The organism is Tenacibaculum tangerinum, from assembly GCF_029853675.1.
GTDB classification, from domain to species: Bacteria; Bacteroidota; Bacteroidia; order Flavobacteriales; family Flavobacteriaceae; genus Polaribacter; species Polaribacter tangerinum_A.
Genome location: NZ_CP122539.1, coordinates 2,386,722 through 2,409,638 on the forward strand (window position 1 = coordinate 2,386,722; position 22,917 = coordinate 2,409,638).

Genomic DNA, 22,917 nt, shown 5'->3' on the forward strand with positions numbered 1-22,917 from the left:
GAGTTTCTCGACGCTCAACCTCTGGGTAGAGTAAAAACTTTAAGAACAATTCAAAAAAAACAATTGATGTAACGAGAGTGTTTTAATAAAAAAACAAAGCCTAACTTTTATCATGTTATAGTAAGAAATCAAAAGGTAATTTTGCAGCTATTACCAATAACCGTTTCATTGCGATGATGATTATTTGGTAGAAATTTAAAAAAGCACTAAATTTTTGTGCAACGATTAAAATTTATAAAAGAACACATACGTATGGGTGAACAAAAGTTAAAAAATAGATGGTTAATTGCCTTATCAGCAGTTGGAATTCATATTTCAATAGGTTCTGTTTATGCATATTCTGTAATAACAAACCCAGTAAAAGAAATTTTCGATGTAGATGGAAGTGTGATTAAGTGGGCTTTTAAGATTGCTATTTTATTATTAGGATTTTCTGCTGCTTTTTTAGGAAAATGGGTGGAAAAAGTTGGACCAAAAATTAGTGGAACTACAGCAGGTATTTTTTATGGAATTGGTATTTTAGGTTCTGGGTTGGCAGTACAACTAGAGTCACTGTGGCTATTTTATTTATTTTATGGTGTAATTGGAGGAATTGGGTTAGGTTTAGGTTACATTACCCCAGTAAGCACGTTGGTAAAATGGTTTCCTGATCGTAGAGGACTGGCTACAGGAATGGCAATAATGGGCTTTGGGTTTTCTGCCCTTATTTTTGGTCCTGTAATGGCAAAACTTTTTGAAACGGTAGGTGTCGCCAACACTTTTTATGTGTTAGGAATTGTTTACATGGTACTCATAGTATCTTCTTCAAGCTATATGGAAAAACCGCCAGAAGGATACGTGCCAGAAGGATATGACTCAGCAAACGGTAAAACAATTAAAGAAGATATTTCTAATGTAACGGCGAACGAATCGTTATCATCACCACGTTTTTACTATATATGGTTTATGATGTTTGTTAACATTGCTTGTGGTATCGCAGTAATTTCAGCAGCCAGCCCAATGATGCAAGAAAAGTTAAACTACACGGCAATGCAGGCAGCTGCCATTGTTGGATTGATAGGTGTTTTTAACGGATTTGGTAGAATTATTTGGTCTTCATTATCCGATTATTTAGGAAGAGCGAACACGTATATTTTCTTCTTTAGTTTTCAAATTTTGGCATTTTATTTTTTACCAAAAACCGGAATCGAAAGCGTTTTTCTTATCCTCCTGTTTAGTGTCATAACCATGTATGGCGGTGGCTTTGCCATTTTACCAGCTTTTTTAAGCGATTTGTTTGGAACGAAACAGCTAGGGGCAATTCATGGAATGGTACTTACAGCCTGGGCTATTGCAGGAGTGGTAGGACCAACCATTTATGATGTAGTAAAAAAAGAAACGAACTCTCTAGACACCACACTGCTCATTTTTACAGGATTATTTGTACTGGCTTTTATAGTTGCTATTTTAATGAAAATATCGATTTTAAAAACGCAAAAAACAAAGAAGGAAAATTTGAATACGGCAGCAAATTAATCAACAAGATTGTTAAAAATTAAACATTCTAAAAAATTTGGTAAATATTAAAAAAAATAATGCTTAACATTATTTTTGTTAGCATATTTGTATTTAATAATAGTACACTCAAGAAATGAAAGTAGCAGTTGTAGGCGCTACCGGTATGGTAGGCAATGTGATGCTAAAAGTTTTAGCAGAACGTAATTTTCCAGTAACAGAATTAATTCCTGTTGCATCAGAGCGTTCCGTAGGAAATCAAATAGAATTTCAAGGAAAGAATTATTCGGTGGTTGGCTTAGAAACTGCGGTGGCGATGCAACCAGATATTGCCTTGTTTTCGGCTGGTGGAGACACCTCTTTAGAATGGGCACCGAAGTTTGCGGCGGTTGGAACCACAGTAATCGATAATTCATCGGCTTGGAGAATGGATCCAACAAAGAAGTTAGTAGTTCCAGAAATTAATGGAGATGTGTTAACGAGTGAAGATAAAATTATAGCAAACCCAAATTGTTCTACCATTCAAATGGTAATGGCATTGGCTCCGTTACACAAAGAATATACAATGAAGCGTGTGGTCGTTTCAACCTACCAATCGGTTTCAGGAACCGGTGTTAAAGCGGTTCGTCAATTAGACAATGAAGAGGCAGGAATCGAGGGAGAAATGGCATATCCGCATAAAATAGGAAGAAATGCCTTACCGCATTGTGATGTGTTTTTAGAAAACGGATACACTAAAGAAGAAATGAAATTGGTAAAAGAGCCTAAAAAGATTTTAGGAGACGATTCTTTTAGTGTCACAGCCACGGCGGTTAGAATTCCAACAGCCGGAGGGCACTCTGAAGCTGTGAACGTTCAGTTTGAAAACGATTTTGAATTGGAAAAAGTGCGTGAATTGTTAGATAATACTGAAGGAGTTATTGTACAAGACGATGTGCGAAATAATGTATACCCGATGCCTATTTTAGCCAACAATAAAGATGAGGTTTTTGTAGGTAGAATTAGAAGAGACGAATCGCAACCTAATACGTTAAATATGTGGATTGTTTCTGATAACCTACGTAAAGGAGCAGCGACCAATACCATTCAGATAGCAGAATACCTCATCGCTAATAACTTAGTTACATCATCAGTTACTGCCTAAACATGTAAACAATACTTTTAAAAATCCTGTGCTTGTAAGTGCAGGATTTTTATTTTTGGGGTATGAATAAAAAACAGATACTACAAAATACGATTGAGTTTGTAAAAGAAACCTTGAAAGGCGCAGAAGGAGGGCATGATTTTTTTCATGTTGAAAGAGTATATAAAAATGCGTTGTTAATAGCAAAAAATGAAAATGTTGATGCTTTTGTGGTCTCTTTAGGAGCATTGTTACATGATATAGCCGATAGTAAATTTTATGATGGTGATGAAACGGTTGGACCCCAAAAAGCAAGAGCTTTTTTAATGAACCAACAGGTTGATGAAGATATTATTGTTCATATAGAAAACATTATTGCAAATATTTCTTTTAAAGGAGGAAACTTTAAACAAAATTTTACTTCTGCTGAATTGGAAGTTATTCAAGATGCAGACCGATTGGATGCCATTGGAGCTATTGGTATCGCTCGTTGTTTTAATTATGGGGGCTATAAAAATCGTGAGCTATACAATCCAGCGATTCCTCCGAATTTAAAGATGACGAAAGAGGAGTATAAAAATTCGAAAGCACCAACAATTAATCATTTTTACGAGAAACTGTTGTTGTTAAAAGATAAGATGAATACTCAAACAGGAAAATCTATAGCTGAACAGAGACACACTTATATGGAAGGTTTTTTAAAACAGTTTTATAATGAGTGGAATGCAAAAAAGAATGATTAAAGTAACTATAGTGTATTTTTTTACAAAAAATTAACATCAAAATTTTGTTATTATTTAATTTTATATATATTTGTTATTAGGACAAAAATCCCCTTATTATTATATAATCCCCTTACTTAAAAGATAGCATCCAAAATTCTCATTTAGATGCTATTTTTTTGCGAATTATATTTCTAAAACTGGACTGTTACTTTCCAGGAAAATCAGGTTTTCGTTTTTCTAGAAAAGCATTCGTTCCTTCTTTAAAATCTTCCGTACCAAAACAATTTCCGAACTCAGTAATTTCACTTTCAAAACCATTCACACCATCTTTAAAATTAGCATTTACGGCCTTAATAGCTGCGCTGATGGCTACAGAAGAATTACGCATAATTTTTGAAGCTATTTTTTCAGCTAAAGGCATTAATTCTTCTTGTGAGGTTACATGGTTTACCAATCCCGCTTCTTTAGCTTCGTCAGCAGAAATCATACCTGCTGTCATAATTAACTCCATGGCTTTTCCTTTACCCACTAATTGAGGTAAGCGTTGAGTACCACCATAGCCAGGAATAACTCCTAAAGAAACCTCAGGCAAGCCCATTTTAGCATTATCTGAAGCAACTCTAAAATGACAAGCCATGGCTAATTCTAATCCGCCTCCTAAAGCAAAACCATTTACTGCTGCGATAACGGGGGTTGATAAGTTTTCAACAAAATCAAACAAGATTTCTTGTCCTTTTTTGGCCAACAACCCTCCTTCTTCAACAGAGAAATGTGCAAATTCAGAAATATCAGCACCAGCAACGAAGGCTTTTTCTCCGCTTCCTGTAATGATAATTACCTTGATAGTTGTGTCTTCTTCCAAAGCTTTAAAAGCATTGTGAAGCTCTTCGATAGTTGCTTTGTTTAAAGCATTTAATTTTTTGGGTCGGTTAATGGTAATGGTTGCCAATCCGTTAGTTTGTTCAACTAAAATATTTTCAAAATTCATACGATGTTTATGTTTTGGGTAAAATTACAGTAAAAACAGTTCCAAATCCTTTTGTAGAAGTAAAAGAGATGGTTCCGTCATACGCTTCAATTATATTTTTTATCATAGAGAGTCCTAAGCCCATTCCGCTTGTTTTTGTAGTGAACTTAGGCTCGAAAATTAGTTCTTTATTTTCGTCACTAATCCCTTTCCCATTGTCGGAAACGATAATTTTTACATTGTTTCCTTCGGAAGCAACTCTAACTTCAATTTTCGGATTTTTATCGGTGTCTTTAATTGCTTGAATCGAGTTTTTAACTAAGTTAGTAACAATTCGTATTAATTGCGTTTTGTCTAAGTAAGCATACAATTCTTTTTCTTCTGGAAAATAACGAATGTAATCTTCGGTAAAAATATCTAACGAATGCTTTACCACATCGATAACATTTAATTTTTCACGGCGTTGAGTTGGCATTTTTGCAAAATCAGAAAAAGCAGAAGCAATAGAACTCATTACATCAATTTGCTGAATGAGTGTTTCGCTATATTCGGTCATTTTTTCTTTAATTTTTGGATCTTCTGGATTGAATCTCCTTTCAAAACTTTGTACCGATAAGCGCATTGGAGTTAGTGGGTTTTTAATTTCATGAGCCACCTGTTTTGCCATTTCTCTCCAAGCTTGCTCACGTTCGCTTTGTGCTAATTTTACAGCACTTTCTTCTAATTGATCAATCATATTATTATAAGCGGCTACTAATGAATTGATTTCTGAACTTGCTGAGTTTAGTGTAATTTTTTCGTTTCGTTTATTTAAGCGTGTTTCGTTTATTTTTTGCGAAATAGTTTTAATAGATCGAGTAATATAACTCGATAAAAAATAAGCTAAGATGATAGCAACAATGAGCATTAGTAAATACACCAATAATAGGCGAGAAATAAACTCTCGTAGTTCGTGTTTTTGCTCTTCGTTGTCTTGAGCAATTTGTAATTCTAAAATTCCAATTCGTTTAAAACGAGGATCGTTTAAATAAGTATATGAAGATTGATAAATAACACCATTTTCTCTCCTGCTCTTTAAAATTTTATGATTGGAGTTTTTCGCTAAGTCTCTTATGGTTTCTTTGCTAAGGTTTTTATCTTCTTTTTTGTCGAAATTATAGGGAATGGAAGATTTTAATAAGTTTCCATTCATGTCGAATATCGAAATGGTTAGTTTATGAACATACGCAATATCGTAAATTCTATCCTGAAAAATATTGGCTAGATTTTCTGTAGTTACAGGATACGTAGTTCTACGTTTTAATTCTATTTCAATGTCTTGTTTGGTAGAAAACTCTTTTCGTTCAAAACGAGCAATATTGTAGTCTTTAGTTTGTTCATCGTATTGATAAATAGTAACGATTAAAATTAAAATAGACGCCAATAAAACTAAGAGAATCATTGACAAGAAAATTCTAATTCGCAGTGATATGTTGTTAAAAATGCGCAATTTTATAATTCAATTTTTAAATTTATTGTTTCCCAATTTCCAACCAAATGTTTTTTTAACAGTAGTTTTATTGATGCTTTTTTTCTTGTTTAGAATCCACAAAAAACATTCCGAAAATCAATACTGTAATTATATATGCTATTTTCATAGTTATGAAGGTACTTTTTCTTCTTTGGTATGAAGAAGTCGGGTTAGTTTGATAGATAAATCTAATAAAATAATTTTAGCATTTCCATTTCTTTCTATATGATATTGTGCGTCGCTTACTTCTTTTTCAATGACTAAGATATTGGCACTATGCACAAATGGAGCAAATTTAGCCAATTCAAAATTTTGAGATTTCGTTTCTAAAAACACTAAGTCTCGAGCACCATAATTAAGCAGTAGTGCTTGTCTGAAAAACTGTAAGCAATATTGTAAAAATTGTTTTTGTGTTTCTCGTCCCGTTTTAGAAATTTCTTCAGCCCAGTTAATTAAATCTTGAATCACAGCAGCATTCCCTTTGGCTTTAAAGGCAGCGCGAATCCAAGTAATAAACCATTGCTCGAAGATGAGGTCTTTTGAATTGTTATGTAAAAGATGTAGGGCTTTGTTGTAATTTCCTTCAGATTGATGTGCGATGTTAATGGCTTGGTTTTCTGAACTATTTTTTTGTGAAACCAACGCATTAGCAATATCACTTTCACTTAAAGAAGGAAAGTGTAATGCTTGACATCTTGATTTGATCGTGTTTATAATTTGTTCTTCATTTTCTGTAACAAGAATAAAAATGGTTTTACTAGGGGGCTCTTCAATTAATTTTAACAATTTGTTGGCTGCAGCGGTGTTCATTTTTTCTGCCATCCAAATAATCATCACTTTAAAACCACCTTCGTACGATTTTAATTGTAGTTTTTTTACAATATCCTCGGCTTCGTCAACTCCTATTTGCCCTTGTTTGTTTTCAACACCAATATGTTGTAGCCAATTAAACAAACTTCCATAAGGCTGTTCTTCGATAAAAGAGCGCCAATCTTCTAAAAATAAATCACTAACAGGATGCTTTTTTACAGCATCGTTTGTGGTAACAGGAAAAGCAAAATGCAAGTCTGGGTGCTGTAGTTTATTACACTTTATAGCACACGCTTCTGGACTACTAGAAAAATAACATAACACATATTGAGCATATGCAATTGCCATGGGTAAAGTTCCACTACCTTCTTTACCAATAAATAATTGTGCATGCGGAATTCTGTTGTTTTCAACAGATTGTTGTAAGTGTTCTTTGATGTGCTCTTGGCCAATAATTGTGTCGAAAGTCATACCACAAATATAAGACATGAAACAAAGAGAACAACCTACTTATAAATAAATGATATTTGTATTGATATATTGTTTAGAATGATTCTAGTTTGGTATATTTGTACCCTAAAATACGTGTTTTTGAGTACAATTGCATCATTACATATAGGAGAAAAAGGAATTATATCTGAAGAATGCTTAGACAAAATTCCGTTAAAATTATTAGAAATGGGTTGTTTACCAGGAACTGAGGTAGAATTGCTTCAAATAGCTCCTTTAAAAGACCCGATGTACATTTGTGTTAATGGCAGTCACTTAGCAATTCGAAAAGAAACAGCTTGTCAAATTTCAATTCTTAAATTATAATTGATGAGTCATCGTATTCGAGTAGCATTGGTAGGAAACCCTAATACAGGAAAAACATCATTATTCAATCAACTAACAGGTTTAAACCAAAAAGTTGGAAATTACCCAGGGGTTACAGTCGATAAAAAACAGGGTATAGCGAAACTCTCTAAAGATAAACGAGCTATTATCACCGATTTACCGGGCACCTATAGCATCAACCCTACTTCTTTAGATGAAAGTATTGTTTTAAAAACTTTAATGGCGGCACACAAAGAAGAAACACCAGATGTAATTGTGGTCGTTGCCGATATAGAAAACTTAAAACGAAACTTACTATTATTTTCTCAAATTCAAGATTTAGAAATTCCAACCGTGTTAGCTTTAAACATGGCAGACCAATTACAACGTAAAGGAATTTCTATAGACATACCTGCTTTAGAAAAAGAGCTACACACGAAAGTAATACTAATGTCGGCGAGAACGAATGAGGGAATCGACGATCTAAAAAGTGTCATAGCAAATTATAAAAGCTTAAAAGTACACTCAAATTTTAACGAGTTAGTAGAAAAAATAGACCCCGCATATTTTAATAAACTAGCTAAAGTAGGAGAAGATTTTACCACCTATGGTTTGTGGATGATGCTTACCAAAAAACACACCCTGTTACTTTCTTCAGAAGAAAAAGAAAGAATGAAGTTTTTTGAAGGCGAAGAAGCAAAACAGAAAAAGTACCAACACAAAGAAACCATATACCGATATCAGAAAATCAATGCAATTTTAAAGAAGACGTATCACGTCGATGCTTCAAAAGCGAGTGATTTACGCAGTAAACTCGATCGTGTGTTTACTCATAAAATATTCGGCTATGTTATTTTCTTCGGATTGTTATTACTGATTTTTCAATCTATTTTCGATTGGGCAGCTACGCCAATGGACGTTATTGACGGTTTTTTTGCCAATATAGCCGATTTTACCAAAGCGAAGTTGCCTGCGGGAATGTTTACCGACCTGTTAACCGACGGTGTTATTCCAGGGATTGGAGGAGTCGTGATTTTTATTCCGCAGATTGCTATTTTATTTCTATTCATCGCCATATTAGAAGAAACAGGATATATGAGTAGGGTGGTGTTTTTAATGGATAAAATTATGCGTCGTTTCGGTATGAGTGGTAAAAGTGTTATCCCTTTAATTTCTGGGACTGCTTGTGCCATTCCTGCAATTATGGCTACACGAACCATATCAAGCTGGAAAGAACGATTAATTACCATCTTAGTAACGCCATTTACCACCTGTTCGGCACGATTACCTGTGTATGCAATTTTAATTGCATTAACCATACCCAATACCAAGGTGTTAGGCTTTTTTAGCTTACAAGGGCTAACACTGTTAACGTTATATATATTAGGTTTTGCAGCAGCATTTGTGGCAGCATATATATTACATAAAACACTCAAAATAAAAAGCAATTCGTTTTTTATTGTTGAAATGCCTAACTATAAATTGCCTTCGATAAAAAATGTATTGTATGATGTAATTGAAAAAACAAAAGCCTTTGTTTTTGGAGCAGGAAAAATCATTTTAGCCATTTCAATAATACTATGGTTTTTAGCATCACACGGTCCGTCATCTTTTGATAACGCAGAGAAAAATGTACTTAAAAACACTACAAACCAACAGTTATCAGAAGCCGAATTATCCAAAAAAATAGCCTCTGCTAAATTGGAGAATTCCTACATCGGAATTGCTGGAAAAGCAATAGAACCCGCTGTAAAGCCTTTGGGATACGATTGGAAAATAGGTATAGGAATCATCAGTTCATTTGCAGCTAGAGAAGTGTTTATTGGTACCTTGGCAACTATTTATAGTGTTGAAACAGATGAGGAAAACACCTCAACGATAAAACAAAAAATGGCATCAGAAATCAATCCAGATACAGGAGAAAAACGATTTAATTTCGCAACAGGAATATCGTTGCTACTATTCTATGCCTTTGCTATGCAATGTATGGCAACGTTAGCCATTGTAAAACGTGAAACAAAAAGCTGGAAGTGGCCTCTAATTCAATTAGTAAGCATGGGTGTTTTAGCCTATTTATCTGCCTTTATGGCTTATCAAATTTTAAGTTAATGCAAGAAATTCTAACCTATATCGTTGTTATATTCGCAGTAGTATTCCTACTCAAGAAATTTGTATTTAAATCTAAGAGCGATAAAAATTGCAATACTAATTGTAACTGCTCCTCATAAGAAAGCAACAACTATTTTTCGTGTCATTTCGCAAAAATCGTATGTTTGTGGTCTTATATTCTGTAAATAAAGAAAAAATAATCAGTAAAAAATTTTATATGAAAAAAGTACTTTTAGTCGTTGTAGTTTTTATCAGCTCTTTTGTGCATGCGCAACAAGAAGTTAAAGTAGATTTATTAGACGCTTTAGCGTTTAAAACCTTAGAGTTTTCTTACGAGTATTATACAACCGAGCGTTCATCCATAGGTGTTTCAGCGTTGTTTAATTTTGAAAAAAGAACGGCAGACTTTAAATATAACGAACAACAAATGTTTACTCCATTTTTTCGTCACTATTTTACTAACAATCGTAATTGGAATCATTTTGGAGAAGTTTTTATGGGAATCAACACAGGAGAAAGAGAAGTTGAACTTGACGGGGCTACTAATACCTATAAAAAATATACTGATGGAGCTTTAGGTATAGCAGTGGGTTCAAAATATGTGTCTTCTGGAGGCTTTGTTATTGACGTTTATGCTGGTTTAGGAAGAAATCTGTTCACTTCAGAATCGCGTTCAATTGTGCCAAGAATCGGTGTAAATTTAGGATATCGTTTTTAATAACTCAAATAAAAGAGGTGTTTCCAAACAAAATGAGAGATTGAAAAATACATTTATAAAGACGTATTCAGAGAATAACTTAATTCAATGTATTTCAAGATAAAAAATCGAAGATTTGTTTAACACAGGTCTTCGATTTGCTTTTTATAATTATATGTTGTGTCAAAAACTCAGTTTTCACTGATTTTAAGGTATCGTTTTCCAGTGATTGCACTTTTTCTTTACATCTAAACTCAATTTCGTAGTTATAGTAACGTAACTTCGATATAAAACATCAATTTGAAGGAGCTAAAAAATTAATAGTGTGTCATGTATATAGCATAACGTATGAGTGATGAGACATCTCACTCTGAAGAGTTACTTATATGAATGAGACTTCTCTCTGTCGTCCGAGAAATGACATTCTCTATTGGGTCTTAGAGGTAAAATCTTAAAATTAACGCTATGGTATCTTGAAATTACCTTATGTAGATTAATACAAATTGTTGCCTAACTACAACTTTTTGAAATGATTCATAATAAGCACAAAAAAAGCCTTAACCTGTTTAGTTAAGACTTTTTTAGTTGGCCCACAAGGACTCGAACCTTGAATAACGGCACCAAAAACCGGTGTGTTACCATTACACCATGGGCCAATGACTATGCTGCAAATATAAAAACAAAGTTTTATATGTAGAAATCAAAAAAACAATTTTTATAAAAAAATCCTCACGAAATTCGTGAGGATTTTGTTGGCCCACAAGGACTCGAACCTTGAATAACGGCACCAAAAACCGGTGTGTTACCATTACACCATGGGCCAATTGCTTATTGCGGGTGCAAATATAAAACAAAGTTTTATTTCAACAAATTTTTTATACATTTTTTCATTCACTCCGCTTTCAATACCTAAAATTTCATTTAACAGAACTTTACAAAAGCACTTTCGTTATAAATCATATCAAAATTATATTTTTGTTTTCAATAAAAAATCATAAGGAATTAATACATTCGTACTTTATATCTAGATAAAAAACTATGACTGAGTTTAACTATAAAAAGTGGAACATCATTTTAGGATGGGTTTCGTTTGCAATAGCCTTAATCACCTATACCCTAACACTTGAGCCTACGGTAAGTTCATGGGATTGTGGAGAATACATCGCAACTGCCGTAAACTTAGAGGTCGGGCATCCTCCTGGTGCTCCTTTATTTCAAATGCTAGGTGCATTTTTTGCGATGTTTACGAGCGACCCTAGCCAGTTGGCAAAAATGGTCAACTTTATGTCGGGGTTAGCAAGTGCTTTTACCATCCTTTTTATGTTTTGGACCATTACCAATTTAGCCAGAAAAATGGCTATAAAAAATGGAAAGTTAGGTAATAACGAAGCCATCGCTGTGCTAGGCAGCGGATTGGTAGGTGCCCTAGCCTATACTTTTTCTGATAGTTTTTGGTTCAGTGCGGTAGAAGGAGAGGTGTATGCCATGTCTTCTTTCTTAATGGCTTTACTATTTTGGTTAGGTTTACGTTGGGAAAGTGAATTGAACACTCCAAGAGGAGATAAATGGTTGGTACTTATCAGTTTTGTGGTTGGTTTGTCTTTTGGAGTGCATATCTTATCACTTTTGGTTATTCCATCTATTGTGATGCTGTATTTTTTCAAAACGTATAAAAATATCACAATAAAAACAACTGCCATAGCTACCTTAATTTCAATACTCGTTCTAGTTTTTGTATTTAAATTTTTATTTCCTTTTACTTTAAAATTCTTTAGTGCTGCGGAGCTATTCTTTATCAATCAAGTAGGATTGCCCTATAATTCAGGAACCATTATTGCAGGCATTGTTTTAATAGGATTGTTTGTTTACGCACTCAAATATACCCGTAAAAAGAACTTGGTTACTGCAAACACGTTGGTGCTTTCTGTATTATTTATTATGGTTGGATTTTCATCTTGGTTAATGCTACCCATTCGTGCCAATGCCGATACGATTATCAATGAAAATAATCCATCAAGTGCCCGTGAATTATTAGCTTATTATAACCGTGAGCAATATGGCGATGCCAATATTTTTTACGACAATTACTATTCTGTAGCCTATGATCGAGAACAAGATGCAGAGCAGCCATATAAAGACGATAAACCTAAGTACGAAAAAATAGATGGCAAGTATGTAATTGTAAATAGATATAAAAATGTACTTCCTAATTACTCAAGCAAACACAAAGGATTCATTCCTCGTATGGTAAATCCTGCCTCTGAACAAGCATACAAAAGTATTGCGGGTATTCCTGCACGTAGTAAAAGACGCCCAACCTTTTTAGAAAACATGAAGTTTATGATTGATTTTCAATTCGGGTATATGTATGGGCGTTATTTTATGTGGAATTTTGTTGGTCGCCAAAACGATATTCAAGGACAGTTGGATGAAAATGGAAACTGGTTAAGTGGTATCACTTTAGTTGATGAATTCTTTCTAGGCTCACAACAAAACTTGCCCGATGATGTTAAAAACAACAAAGGACGTAATACGTACTTCTTTTTACCCTTTATTTTGGGTCTTATTGGTTTATTGTACCAACTTAATCGAGATAAAAAGAATTTTTATGTACTAACCTTGTTCTTTTTATTTACAGGGCTCGCCATTATATTTTATACCAACCCTAAACCTTTTGAGCCTCGTGAACGTGATTATGCCGTAGTGGGTTCGTTTTATGTGTTTGCTATTTGGATTGGTTTCGGAGTGCTTGCACTGTATGATTACTTTAAAAAATACGCTAGTAAAAAGATAGTTGCTATTGCTGTTTCTGTCATTTCATTGCTAGCAGTTCCTACGTTAATGGCCTTTCAAAACTGGGACGACCACGATAGATCAGACCGTTACTTGGCACAATTAAACGCACAAACCTATTTAGAAAGTTGCGATCCGAATGCCATTATTTTTACCATTGGCGATAACGATACTTTCCCGCTTTGGTACATGCAACAAGTAGAAGGTGTTCGTAGAGATATTAAGATTGTAAACACCAGTCTTTTTCAAACAGATTGGTATATCGACCAAATGAAAAAGAAAACGTACGATGCCGAGCCAATTCCGTCGCAGTTAACACACGACCAATACAAATACGGAACACTAGATATGGCATATTACTATCCGATTCCGCAGTTAAAAGATTCCATTCTTTCTATTAAAGATTTTATGCGATGGATAGCAAGTGATAATGACGCAACCTATTTAGATGCAGGAGACGGTGCAAAAGAAAAGTTCTATCCAACTAATAAAATACGTATTCCTGTTAACAAAGAAAATGCCTTAAAAACTGGATTGGTAGCACCGAAAGATGCAGATAAAATACTAGACTATATAGACATTACAGTAGACGATAGAGCGTTATCGAAAGCTAGAATTTTAATGCTAGATATTTTAAATAATTTCGACTGGAAACGTCCAATTTATTTTACAGGTGGTGCTAACGCTGATGAAGAATACATCTGGTTAAAAGATTACTTGCAATTAGATGGAATGGCTTATAAATTAGTTCCCATTAAAACACCAATTGAAGGACGAACTATTTTTGACATGGGACGTATAGACCCTGAAAAAATGTATGACAATGTTAAAAAATGGGATTGGAAAACCATTAATAATGGTGAAATATACTTAGATGAGCAAAGTAAGCGCAATGCTATTTCGTTACGTAATAATTTAATTCGTTTGTCTGAAGAGTTCTTGCAAGAAGGAGATTCGGTAAATGCGAAAGATGTGTTAGATTTATCGTTACACAAAATGCCTATCAAAGATTTCGACCATTACAATTTTTCATTAGGCTATCCTGAACTGTATTATCGTATCGGTGATATTGATAAGGCTCGACAAACTGCGGAAACCTTAGCTGATATTTTCCAGCAAAAACTTAGGTATTACAGTACCTTTAAACCTGAAGATATTGGTTTAATTATCGATAATTTGGAAACTAATTTGTACATGTATGAAAACTTAGTTCAGCAAATTACTCGATACGATACCGATCAAGAATATGGCAAGAAGTTTTTTGAAGGTTACATAACTCATGCGCAACTGTTTAGTCATTTAATGCCTGAAGACGAACCTGAGTTGCCACAAGAACTCGATACTATCAAACCTTAATTTAATTAGGTTATATTTTGTAAAAACACCACTTATACTAAAACAATTGTTTGAAGTATACGTGGTCTTTTTTTACCACTCAAAAAGAAATATACCTCACTTTTGATGATTTATCTGTTTCTAAATTCATACGATTTTGACTTTCCATTTTTATCATATAATACCAGTATATATCACAGCGAATGAATTCATTTTTCAAAATCAAATCATAACAGGAATAATATGCCGCACAATGATAACTTCAAACAAACAAGATCATCTCTAAGGCTACCTAATGAGTGATTAGATATATTTTTGTTAAAGAAATGTTAAAAAAACTAAGGGTTTTCCCTTATCTAAAAAAAAACAAATAGGGAAACTGGGTATTGTACAATCAAAAAAACGATTTTACCTTTAAATTAACTATTTAAAGTTTCAATAAAAGAAAAAGCAAGTAGGAAATAGAGAGAATATAAAAATGTAAAATTATTCTATAATTAAAAACAACCACAATGAAAAAAACACACTACCATTGGCTATTACCCTTAATACTATTCACTGGAATGTTATTTCAGTCCTGTGAAAAAGACATTGATTTTATAGATACAGAAGAAAATTTGGAGGCTACCGCTTCAAAAAGCATTCTTTTTAGAAAAGAAATTAATTCCAAAGGGGCAAAGAAACTTAAAAACCCCTATGCTTTAAAGAATATGAAAAAATCATGGGAGAACATCAAAAAAAAATTGTATGACAAACAAATCAAAGTAAAGGGTGACAATGCTCAAAGACTAGAGGAAGGTGTAATAAATTACGAACTTAGTACTACCCATTATTATGTGCTTTTAAGGCCTGAAAATGCCGAACAAGAAGCATTGATAAAGGAAGATCCCAACATTCACGCTTTCGATTATCCTCTAGACTACGAGTTTACCGACGAATACTTAGACAGCAGAACACCCGATAATGATTCCATACCTGATTACTACACTTCTATAGTACTTGGGCAAACCTTACCTGATGGCGTTCCTAGTGAAATTTTAGAGGAACTATATATACCCGAGGAAGATCCTTTTTTTGATAATTTAAGCTATGCTCGAACTACGGGTGATGAAAATACCAAGCAAGGGGAAATTGCCAATGGGGAAGATTTATTACGCCATTTGCTCATGGAAGCCTATACCTTAACCGATAATGAGGAAGAGTTAATGCCTGAAGGTGATTTAACCAACACCTGGTGGATTTTTGGAAGTAAATGGTATCCTTCAGGCAACCTGAAAATATGGGATGATAATGCAGGAAGTTCAACCACAACCACCAAAACATTTAGTCACTATGAATATTACTATTGTGATACTGGTGATCCTGCTCCAGCTCCTGATCCAGACCCTTTAGACCCGTATGTAAGAATCGCCCCAATTGATGATAATATCTGCAAAAGAGCAGTATATACCTACAACACAAATACTGTTCAAGGTAAATATATACCTCTAGAGGGAGCTCAAGTTCTGATGCGACAGTGGTTTACCATAAGGCAGGGAATTACCGATGCCAATGGAAACTTTAGAACAGGCTCGGTTCGTGGAAAGGCACGATATGTGATACAGTGGGAGCGTTACCATTATAGTATTCGTAACGGTTCCTTATTTCAAGCAGAAACTAGAGGACCAAAGACGGATAATTCTTGGAATCATAGTATTAAAGGAGGTGATGACGAATATCATGGTATTATACATACTGCTGCTCATACGTATTACTACGGTAATCGATTTGGCCTTACCTCACCTCCAACCAATGGCTCTTGGAGAAAACAAATGAAAATTGCGGCCAGAGAACAAAATGGAACTTCTTCTCATGTACACCAAAGAAGATGGATACAATTAGCACAAATACATATAAAGAAATGGGGAGAAGAAAGCCAACAGGTATTTGGAACTACCATTCACGAACTCGCCCATGCTGCTCATTGGGCAGTGGACAGAAGCTCATATAACAATCTTGTTTGGGATGGTTACATTTCCGATGAGGTTTTCAATAACGCACATCCTGGAGATGTGAGAACTTTAGAAACTTGGGCTACAACTGTTGAAATACTTTTTGCGAATAGCCGATATAAAGACAAGTTTGGACAAGCTAACTATAAATATTATTTTGAAAACAGACAAAACTTAGAAACTTATCGACAACCCTTTTACACCTCTTTAGGTTATGATATGATTGACAACATAAACCAAAGAAGTGTACATGGCTCACTATTTCCTTTAGACCGTGTAAGCGGGTATACAATTAATCAACTAGAGAACGCACTTCGTGGCGCAACAAGCTGGCATGGTTGGAGGGACAATATAAAAGCTCAGACAAGTAATAATCCAACTGAAAACTACGTAGATGAACTTTTTAATAATTGGGAATAAAATGAAACTCATGAAATTATTAACTACAGGAATATTACTTACTTTTTTATCAGTATTAGGATGCACTGATAATGAGGTCGATATGAATAGACGAGACTATACAATCAAAAATGAAACAGGTTATTTAGTAAACATTAGCTTCTATAGTAGAACTAATGGAACCTTAAATTATGACTCACCAAAGACATTGGAAAGTAATGGAGGGCAAATAACTAATAAAGTTGAACTATCAATTGAATTTGATGATTCTGAAGATTATCCAAAGCTGGCTTTTTCCTCAGATTCTGTAAAAGTAATATTTAACAACGAAAAAATATATACAAATGTTTTTAACAGTATGACCAATACATTTTCAGAACCAATTAACAGAAATCTATTTAAGCATAGTAATTATGAAAATTTAGGAAATGAGCAATATTTGTTTAAGATAACGCAAGAAGATTATGAAAATGCTCAACCTTGTAATGAAAACTGTAACTAAACACTTTTTGCTAAATCGTAGTTGAAAATCGAATCTAAGATGTGGTTACTTTCTTCTATCTTTGCTTTGTTATGCGAAGAATAGCACAGACATAGAACCGTGCTTTTTATGTACAAAAACGACGAAACATACCGCAAAAAGTTTTTGAAGATTATTTAACTCATGCACGACTGTTTAGTCATTTAATGCCTGAAGACGAACCTGAGTTGCCACAAGAACTCGACACCATTAAACCTTAATTTAATGAGGTTATATTTTGTAAAAACACCACGTATGCTAAAACAATTGTTTGCTAAGTATACGTGGTCTTTTTTTACCACCCAAAAAGAAGTATACCTTACTTTCGATGATGGCCCGATACCTGAAGTTACCGAATTTGTACTCGACCAACTTCAGCAATTCAATGCAAAAGCTACTTTTTTTTGTATTGGTGATAACATTCAAAAACACTCGGCTGTTTTCTCTAGAATTATTCATGAAGGGCATTCGGTAGGTAACCACACATTTCATCACTTAAACGGATGGAAAAGCAATGAAACGGACTATCTAGAAAATGTTGAGTTGGCCGAAAAAACAATACAACGATTACACAATTCAACAAACTCAAGAAAAAAAGTATTCCGCCCTCCTTACGGAAAAATCAAAAAAAAGCAAGCTAAGCAACTTCTTGCAAAGGGCTACCAAATTATAATGTGGGATGTATTATCGGCAGATTTCGACACCAATATATCAAAAGAAAAATGCTTGCAAAACGTGCTTAGAAATGTAGCAAACGGAAGTATTGTCGTTTTTCACGATAGTATAAAAGCTAGTGAAAAACTTTACTATGTGCTACCAAAAGTTTTAAAAGAATTTTCGCAACAAGGATATGAGTTTAAAGCAATTACTTAAACAAACTGTTGCACTAAACCTATTAACGTGTTCGCATCTTGCTCACCCGTTTGACGCCATTTCATTTCACCATTTTTATAAATCATAAAAGTTGGATTCCCTTTCACACGTAAAGCATCTGCAAGAACTTCATTCTTTTTAATGTCAATTTTAATTACTTTGGCTTTATCTCCTAAAGCAGCCGCTACATCACGAAGCGTATCTAGGCTAGGCTCAGCCTCGCTCCAATCTGCATAAAAATCGATCAATACAGGTTTGTCAATACTTATTATTTCACCAAACTTTGTCATTTTTCGCATGAGTTTTATCAGTAAAGTGTCTAAAATTACTAATTTTTTATTATGTAATGAGTATCAAACGCTTAAAAATACTGAAAATCAAGCTTTTTTTAGTTCAATTACAGTAATTTCAGGCCAAATACCTACCCTACCAGGGAAAGCGTGGTATCCGAAACCTCTATTTACATTCACATACCTACCAAACTCTTCATAAAGTCCAGCCCATTGCTTGTATACATATTTTGCAGGGCTCCACTTTATCCAACCAGGAATTTCAATACCAAACTGCAAGCCATGTGTATGCCCACTCAACGTAAGCTGGTAATTAAAATCGTCTTTTTTAACCTTGTATTCCCAATGACTTGGGTCGTGACTGAGTAAAATTTTAAAATCCTCTTGCTGCACTCCTTTAGAGGCTAGTGCCAAATCGCCTGCTTGATTAAACCCTTTCCCCCAGTTTTCTACTCCGATAAGTGCTATTTTTTGTCCGTCTTTTTCAATATACGTATGCTCGTTTAACAACAGTTCAAAACCTATTTTTGGATGAATATCTTTTATTCCTTGAAAATTGGCTTTCTTATCTTCGGGAGTCTTCCAATCAGAATAATCGCCGTAATCGTGATTTCCGAGTATTGAATACTTTCCCATGGGCGCTTTTAACTCAGAAAACATCGGAATCCAATCGTCCATTTCATACGCAAAGTTATTAACGATATCTCCCGTAAATAGGATGATATCCGACTGTTGCTCGTTAATTAAATCAACTCCGTATTGTATTTTCTCTTTATTATCAAAACTTCCAGAATGAATATCGGTAATATGCGATATCGTAACGCCGTCGAAAGCTTCTGGTAAATCTTTAAATTTTAATTGATATTTAATAACCTTGTAGTTAAACTTTCCTTTAAATACTCCGTATAACAAACTTGCCAAAGGAATGGCAGCTATTCCTAACGCCAATTGCGATAAAAATTTCCTGCGCCCTGTCAATGGCTTTACTTCCGAAGTAAAAAAAGAAAACCATCGTTGTACCCATCTCACAACATCTTCTCCAAAAAGCAATAGCATAACAACAATTTTAGGTACTAAAGCTATGAGCAACCAACCAAATGCCCATTGAAACGTAACGGTTTGTCCGTCACCTCTATTCATTGAAGAAACCGTATAAAAAAAGTGTCCGTAAATCAGCAAACTAATAAAAAGCACCACCCATTTTAACGCTTTAATTTTGGTGGCTGTCTTCAACGCTTGAAACGTGTAATATTCTGAGATTATTAGTAAAACACCTATAACGGCAAAAGTAATGATGACTCTACGTGGCATATTAAAAATTTTAGCAAATTTACTTCTTTTAAATTTTAACGATTTGATTTTTAGAAGAGTTTAACAATCTTCTTGCGATTTGTAAAATTGATTTTCAACATCCTGCAAAGTTTCGTAGTTTTACCGATAGAATATTTGTTGGCAACACGTACCTGCTTTTTGGTAAAAAAATCGCTTTCAATAGATTATTTTCAACAGACTTAAAACATAGCATGGCACATCAAAAACGACTTTTTTTACTCGACGCATACGCTTTAATTTTTAGAGGATATTATGCGTTTATTAAAAACCCACGCATTAACTCTAAAGGGCTCGATACTTCAGCAATTATGGGGTTTACCAACTCTTTACTAGATGTTATTAAACGTGAAAAACCCGATTATTTAGCCGTGTGTTTTGATAAAGGGGGTAGTGTAGATCGTGTAGAAGCGTTTGAAGCTTATAAAGCCAACCGACAAGAAACCCCAGAAGCCATTCGTTTAGCCGTTCCGTATATCGAAAAAATATTAAAGGCGATGAATATTCCTGCGATTATAAAAGAAGGGTATGAAGCCGATGATATTATTGGTACACTTGCTAAAAAAGCTGAAAAACAAGGCTTACAAACCTACATGGTAACTCCTGATAAAGATTTTGCACAATTGGTGTCTGATAATATTTTTATGTACCGCCCACCTCGTATGGGAAATGGGTACGAAAAATGGGGTGTTGAAGAAGTAAAAGAGAAGTTTGGCGTAGAAAACCCCTTGCAGGTAATTGATTTTTTAGGAATGATGGGCGATTCTGTTGATAACATTCCTGGGTTGCCCGGTGTTGGTGAAAAAACTGCGAAAAAATTTATTGCCACCTACGGAAGTATGGAAGGCTTGTTCGAGCATATTGATGAGCTTAAAGGAAAAATGAAAGAAAAGGTAGCAGCCAATCAAGAATTAGGATTGCTTTCTAAAAAACTAGCGACCATTATGCTAGATGTTCCTGTAGAGCTAGAATTGGATAAATTGGTTTTTGAACAACCTAATATCGAAGCCACCAAAGAAATTTTTACCGAATTAGAATTTCGTCGTTTAACAGAGAATTTCTTAAAAACATTCGCCACTAGTGAAGTCGCTTCGACTACCAGCGACCAAAACAACAACTCAAACAAATCAACTGCGAGTACAGAGCGTAGCCAAAGCACAAATGCTTCAGGTCAGTTTGATTTGTTTGCTACTCCTGGTAGCGGAACTGCTGCTAATGACACCCATATCAACGGCTTTAAAACCATTGAAAACACCAATCATTTTTATCAATTAGTAGACACCGCTCTATCAAGAAAATTGTTGTTAGAAAAATTACTACAACAAACTTCTGTGTGTTTTGATACAGAAACTACAGGATTAAAAGCCTTAGAAGTTGAATTGATTGGAGTCGCTTTTTCTTGGGAAGCAGGTAAAGGTTATTATGTGTCATTTCCTGAAAATCAAGAAGAAACCACTGCTATTTTAGAAGAATTTCGTCCGTTTTTTGAAAATGAAACCATCGAAAAAATAGGTCATAATTTAAAGTACGACATCAAAGTGCTATCTAACTATGGCATGCCCGTAAAAGGAAAATTGTTTGACACCATGATTGCGCATTATTTAATAAATCCAGATATGCGCCATAACATGGATGTATTGGCTGAAACCTATTTGAATTATCAACCTGTATCAATTACAGAACTCATTGGTAAAAAAGGAAAAAATCAACTTTCAATGCGACAAGTTGCATTGCCAGAACAAACCGAATATGCGGTAGAAGATGCAGATGTTACGTATCAGTTAAAAGAACATTTTTCAAAAGAGCTAGAAAGCGGTAATGTTACCAAACTCTTTAACGAAGTCGAAACACCTTTGGTGTCGGTATTGAGTGCCATGGAAATTGAGGGGATAAATTTAGATACCGACTTTTTAAAAACCCTTTCAAAAGCCTTATCTAAAGACATTTTACAGTTAGAACAAAATATATACGAACAAGCTGGTGAAGAGTTTAATATTGCTTCACCCAAACAATTGGGCCCTATTCTATTCGACAAACTAAAGTTAGTTGACAAGCCTAAAAAGACGAAAACTGGACAATATTCTACTGCGGAAGATGTGCTTTCGTATTTGGCGAAAGACCATCAAATTGTTGCCGATATTTTAGAATACCGTCAGTATAAAAAGTTACAAAGCACCTATGTAGATGCGCTTCCTAATGAAATCAACCCAAAAACAGGAAGAGTACATACCGTATATGCCCAAGCGGTGGCAGCTACAGGACGTTTAAGCTCTAACAATCCGAACTTACAAAACATTCCAATTCGTACAAAACGTGGACAAGAAGTACGGAAGGCTTTTATTCCTAGAGACGAAAATTATGTGTTACTAGCAGCCGATTACAGCCAGATAGAATTGAGAATTATTGCTGCTTTAAGCGAAGAAGAGACCATGATTAAAGCGTTTCAAGAAGGAGAAGATATTCACGCTTCTACCGCAGCAAAAGTATTCAATGTGCCTATTGATGAAGTTACCCGTGAGCAACGTAGCAATGCGAAAACCGTAAACTTTGGAATTATCTATGGGGTTTCTGCTTTCGGATTGAGCAATCAAACGGATTTAAATCGTAAAGAAGCCAAAGAGTTAATTGATACTTATTATGCAACCTACCCGAAGCTACGAAATTATATGTCTAAACAGGTAGATTTTGCTCGTGAACATGGTTATGTAGAAACGGTATTGCACCGTCGTCGTTATTTGAAAGACATTAATTCTCGAAATGCAATTGTGCGTGGTGCTGCGGAGAGAAATGCGGTAAACGCCCCAATACAAGGCTCTGCCGCCGATATTATAAAGCTTGCCATGATAAACATTTACCAGCGTTTTGAGCAAGAAAACTTCCGATCAAAAATGTTACTACAGGTGCATGACGAATTGGTATTCGACACCCATAAAGAGGAATTAGACATCATTAAACCGATTATTAAGCAAGAAATGGAAAATGCGTTTGTAATGAGCGTTCCTTTAGATGTTGAAATTGACACGGGTGCTAATTGGTTAGAGGCGCATTAAAGTTTGAATTCGTTTTACCACTAGCAACTATAGAGGGGTATAACTAAGATAAACTGTATGGTATAAAACGATCAATAAAAAATTTC

Annotated in this window: 16 protein-coding genes and 2 tRNA genes; 11 read left to right on the forward strand and 7 right to left on the reverse strand. The window is 34.5% G+C overall.

Features of this window, described 5'->3' with window-relative positions; all coding sequences use genetic code 11:
• The first annotated feature begins 252 nt into the window (after positions 1 to 252).
• From P8625_RS10550 to P8625_RS10560, 3 genes are all read left to right on the forward strand, one after another.
• Positions 253 to 1,515: an L-lactate MFS transporter gene (locus tag P8625_RS10550; RefSeq protein ID WP_279650419.1), complete on the forward strand. Its 1,263-nt coding sequence runs from the start codon at positions 253 to 255 to the stop codon at positions 1,513 to 1,515.
• A 115-nt stretch (positions 1,516 to 1,630) separates the two neighbouring features.
• Positions 1,631 to 2,638 carry an aspartate-semialdehyde dehydrogenase gene (locus P8625_RS10555; protein WP_279650420.1) on the forward strand — a complete coding sequence of 336 codons (1,008 nt, stop codon included), beginning with the start codon at positions 1,631 to 1,633 and terminating at the stop codon, positions 2,636 to 2,638.
• Positions 2,639 to 2,700: 62 nt separating this feature from the next.
• Positions 2,701 to 3,360 (forward strand): HD domain-containing protein, encoded by a 660-nt coding sequence (locus P8625_RS10560; protein WP_279650422.1) that lies wholly within the window; start codon positions 2,701 to 2,703, stop codon positions 3,358 to 3,360.
• 187 nt (positions 3,361 to 3,547) lie between these two features.
• Here P8625_RS10560 and P8625_RS10565 read toward each other — a convergent pair whose 3' ends face one another.
• The 3 genes from P8625_RS10565 to P8625_RS10575 all read right to left on the reverse strand — a co-directional run bounded on the left by P8625_RS10565 (position 3,548) and on the right by P8625_RS10575 (position 7,100).
• The gene (locus P8625_RS10565) at positions 3,548 to 4,330 is read right to left on the reverse strand and encodes an enoyl-CoA hydratase/isomerase family protein (RefSeq protein WP_279650423.1); all 783 of its coding nucleotides are present in this window, start codon (positions 4,328 to 4,330) and stop codon (positions 3,548 to 3,550) included.
• A gap of 7 nt (positions 4,331 to 4,337) precedes the next feature.
• Positions 4,338 to 5,750 carry a sensor histidine kinase gene (locus P8625_RS10570; protein ID WP_279650424.1) on the reverse strand — a complete coding sequence of 471 codons (1,413 nt, stop codon included), beginning with the start codon at positions 5,748 to 5,750 and terminating at the stop codon, positions 4,338 to 4,340.
• A gap of 198 nt (positions 5,751 to 5,948) precedes the next feature.
• Complete coding sequence (locus tag P8625_RS10575; protein WP_279650425.1) at positions 5,949 to 7,100, reverse strand: DNA polymerase III subunit; 1,152 nt, start codon at positions 7,098 to 7,100, stop codon at positions 5,949 to 5,951.
• A 120-nt stretch (positions 7,101 to 7,220) separates the two neighbouring features.
• On the opposite strand from P8625_RS10575, the gene P8625_RS10580 reads away from it, so the two are divergent.
• From P8625_RS10580 to P8625_RS10595, 3 genes are all read left to right on the forward strand, one after another.
• Positions 7,221 to 7,445 (forward strand): FeoA family protein, encoded by a 225-nt coding sequence (locus tag P8625_RS10580; protein WP_279650426.1) that lies wholly within the window; start codon positions 7,221 to 7,223, stop codon positions 7,443 to 7,445.
• Positions 7,446 to 7,448: 3 nt separating this feature from the next.
• On the forward strand, positions 7,449 to 9,554 hold the full coding sequence (gene feoB, locus P8625_RS10585) for a ferrous iron transport protein B (RefSeq protein ID WP_279650427.1): 2,106 nt from the start codon (positions 7,449 to 7,451) through the stop codon (positions 9,552 to 9,554).
• A gap of 217 nt (positions 9,555 to 9,771) precedes the next feature.
• Positions 9,772 to 10,272, forward strand: a complete 501-nt coding sequence (locus P8625_RS10595) for a DUF3575 domain-containing protein (RefSeq protein WP_279650429.1) — start codon at positions 9,772 to 9,774, stop codon at positions 10,270 to 10,272.
• Positions 10,273 to 10,836: 564 nt separating this feature from the next.
• Here P8625_RS10595 and P8625_RS10600 read toward each other — a convergent pair.
• Both P8625_RS10600 and P8625_RS10605 read right to left on the reverse strand, forming a co-directional pair.
• Positions 10,837 to 10,907, reverse strand: a tRNA-Gln gene (locus tag P8625_RS10600).
• Between the two features lie 96 nt (positions 10,908 to 11,003).
• Positions 11,004 to 11,074 (reverse strand) — tRNA-Gln (locus P8625_RS10605).
• A 215-nt stretch (positions 11,075 to 11,289) separates the two neighbouring features.
• Here P8625_RS10605 and P8625_RS10610 point away from each other — a divergent pair.
• From P8625_RS10610 to P8625_RS10625, 4 genes are all read left to right on the forward strand, one after another.
• Positions 11,290 to 14,400: a DUF2723 domain-containing protein gene (locus tag P8625_RS10610; protein ID WP_279650431.1), complete on the forward strand. Its 3,111-nt coding sequence runs from the start codon at positions 11,290 to 11,292 to the stop codon at positions 14,398 to 14,400.
• 491 nt (positions 14,401 to 14,891) lie between these two features.
• Positions 14,892 to 16,790 carry a hypothetical protein gene (locus tag P8625_RS10615; RefSeq protein WP_279650432.1) on the forward strand — a complete coding sequence of 633 codons (1,899 nt, stop codon included), beginning with the start codon at positions 14,892 to 14,894 and terminating at the stop codon, positions 16,788 to 16,790.
• Positions 16,791 to 16,800: 10 nt separating this feature from the next.
• Positions 16,801 to 17,271: a hypothetical protein gene (locus P8625_RS10620; RefSeq protein WP_279650433.1), complete on the forward strand. Its 471-nt coding sequence runs from the start codon at positions 16,801 to 16,803 to the stop codon at positions 17,269 to 17,271.
• A 243-nt stretch (positions 17,272 to 17,514) separates the two neighbouring features.
• On the forward strand, positions 17,515 to 18,162 hold the full coding sequence (locus P8625_RS10625) for a polysaccharide deacetylase family protein (RefSeq protein WP_279650434.1): 648 nt from the start codon (positions 17,515 to 17,517) through the stop codon (positions 18,160 to 18,162).
• Here the strand turns inward: P8625_RS10625 and P8625_RS10630 are convergent.
• Positions 18,159 to 18,452 carry a thioredoxin family protein gene (locus P8625_RS10630; protein ID WP_279650435.1) on the reverse strand — a complete coding sequence of 98 codons (294 nt, stop codon included), beginning with the start codon at positions 18,450 to 18,452 and terminating at the stop codon, positions 18,159 to 18,161. The two genes, P8625_RS10625 and P8625_RS10630, sit on opposite strands and share 4 nt — an antisense overlap.
• Positions 18,453 to 18,539: 87 nt before the next feature.
• Positions 18,540 to 19,763 (reverse strand): metallophosphoesterase, encoded by a 1,224-nt coding sequence (locus P8625_RS10635; RefSeq protein WP_279650437.1) that lies wholly within the window; start codon positions 19,761 to 19,763, stop codon positions 18,540 to 18,542.
• A 212-nt stretch (positions 19,764 to 19,975) separates the two neighbouring features.
• Here P8625_RS10635 and polA point away from each other — a divergent pair, with 212 nt between their 5' ends.
• Entirely contained in the window at positions 19,976 to 22,831 is a 2,856-nt protein-coding gene (gene polA, locus P8625_RS10640; protein WP_279650438.1) for a DNA polymerase I, read from the forward strand.
• Positions 22,832 to 22,917 lie beyond the last annotated feature (86 nt).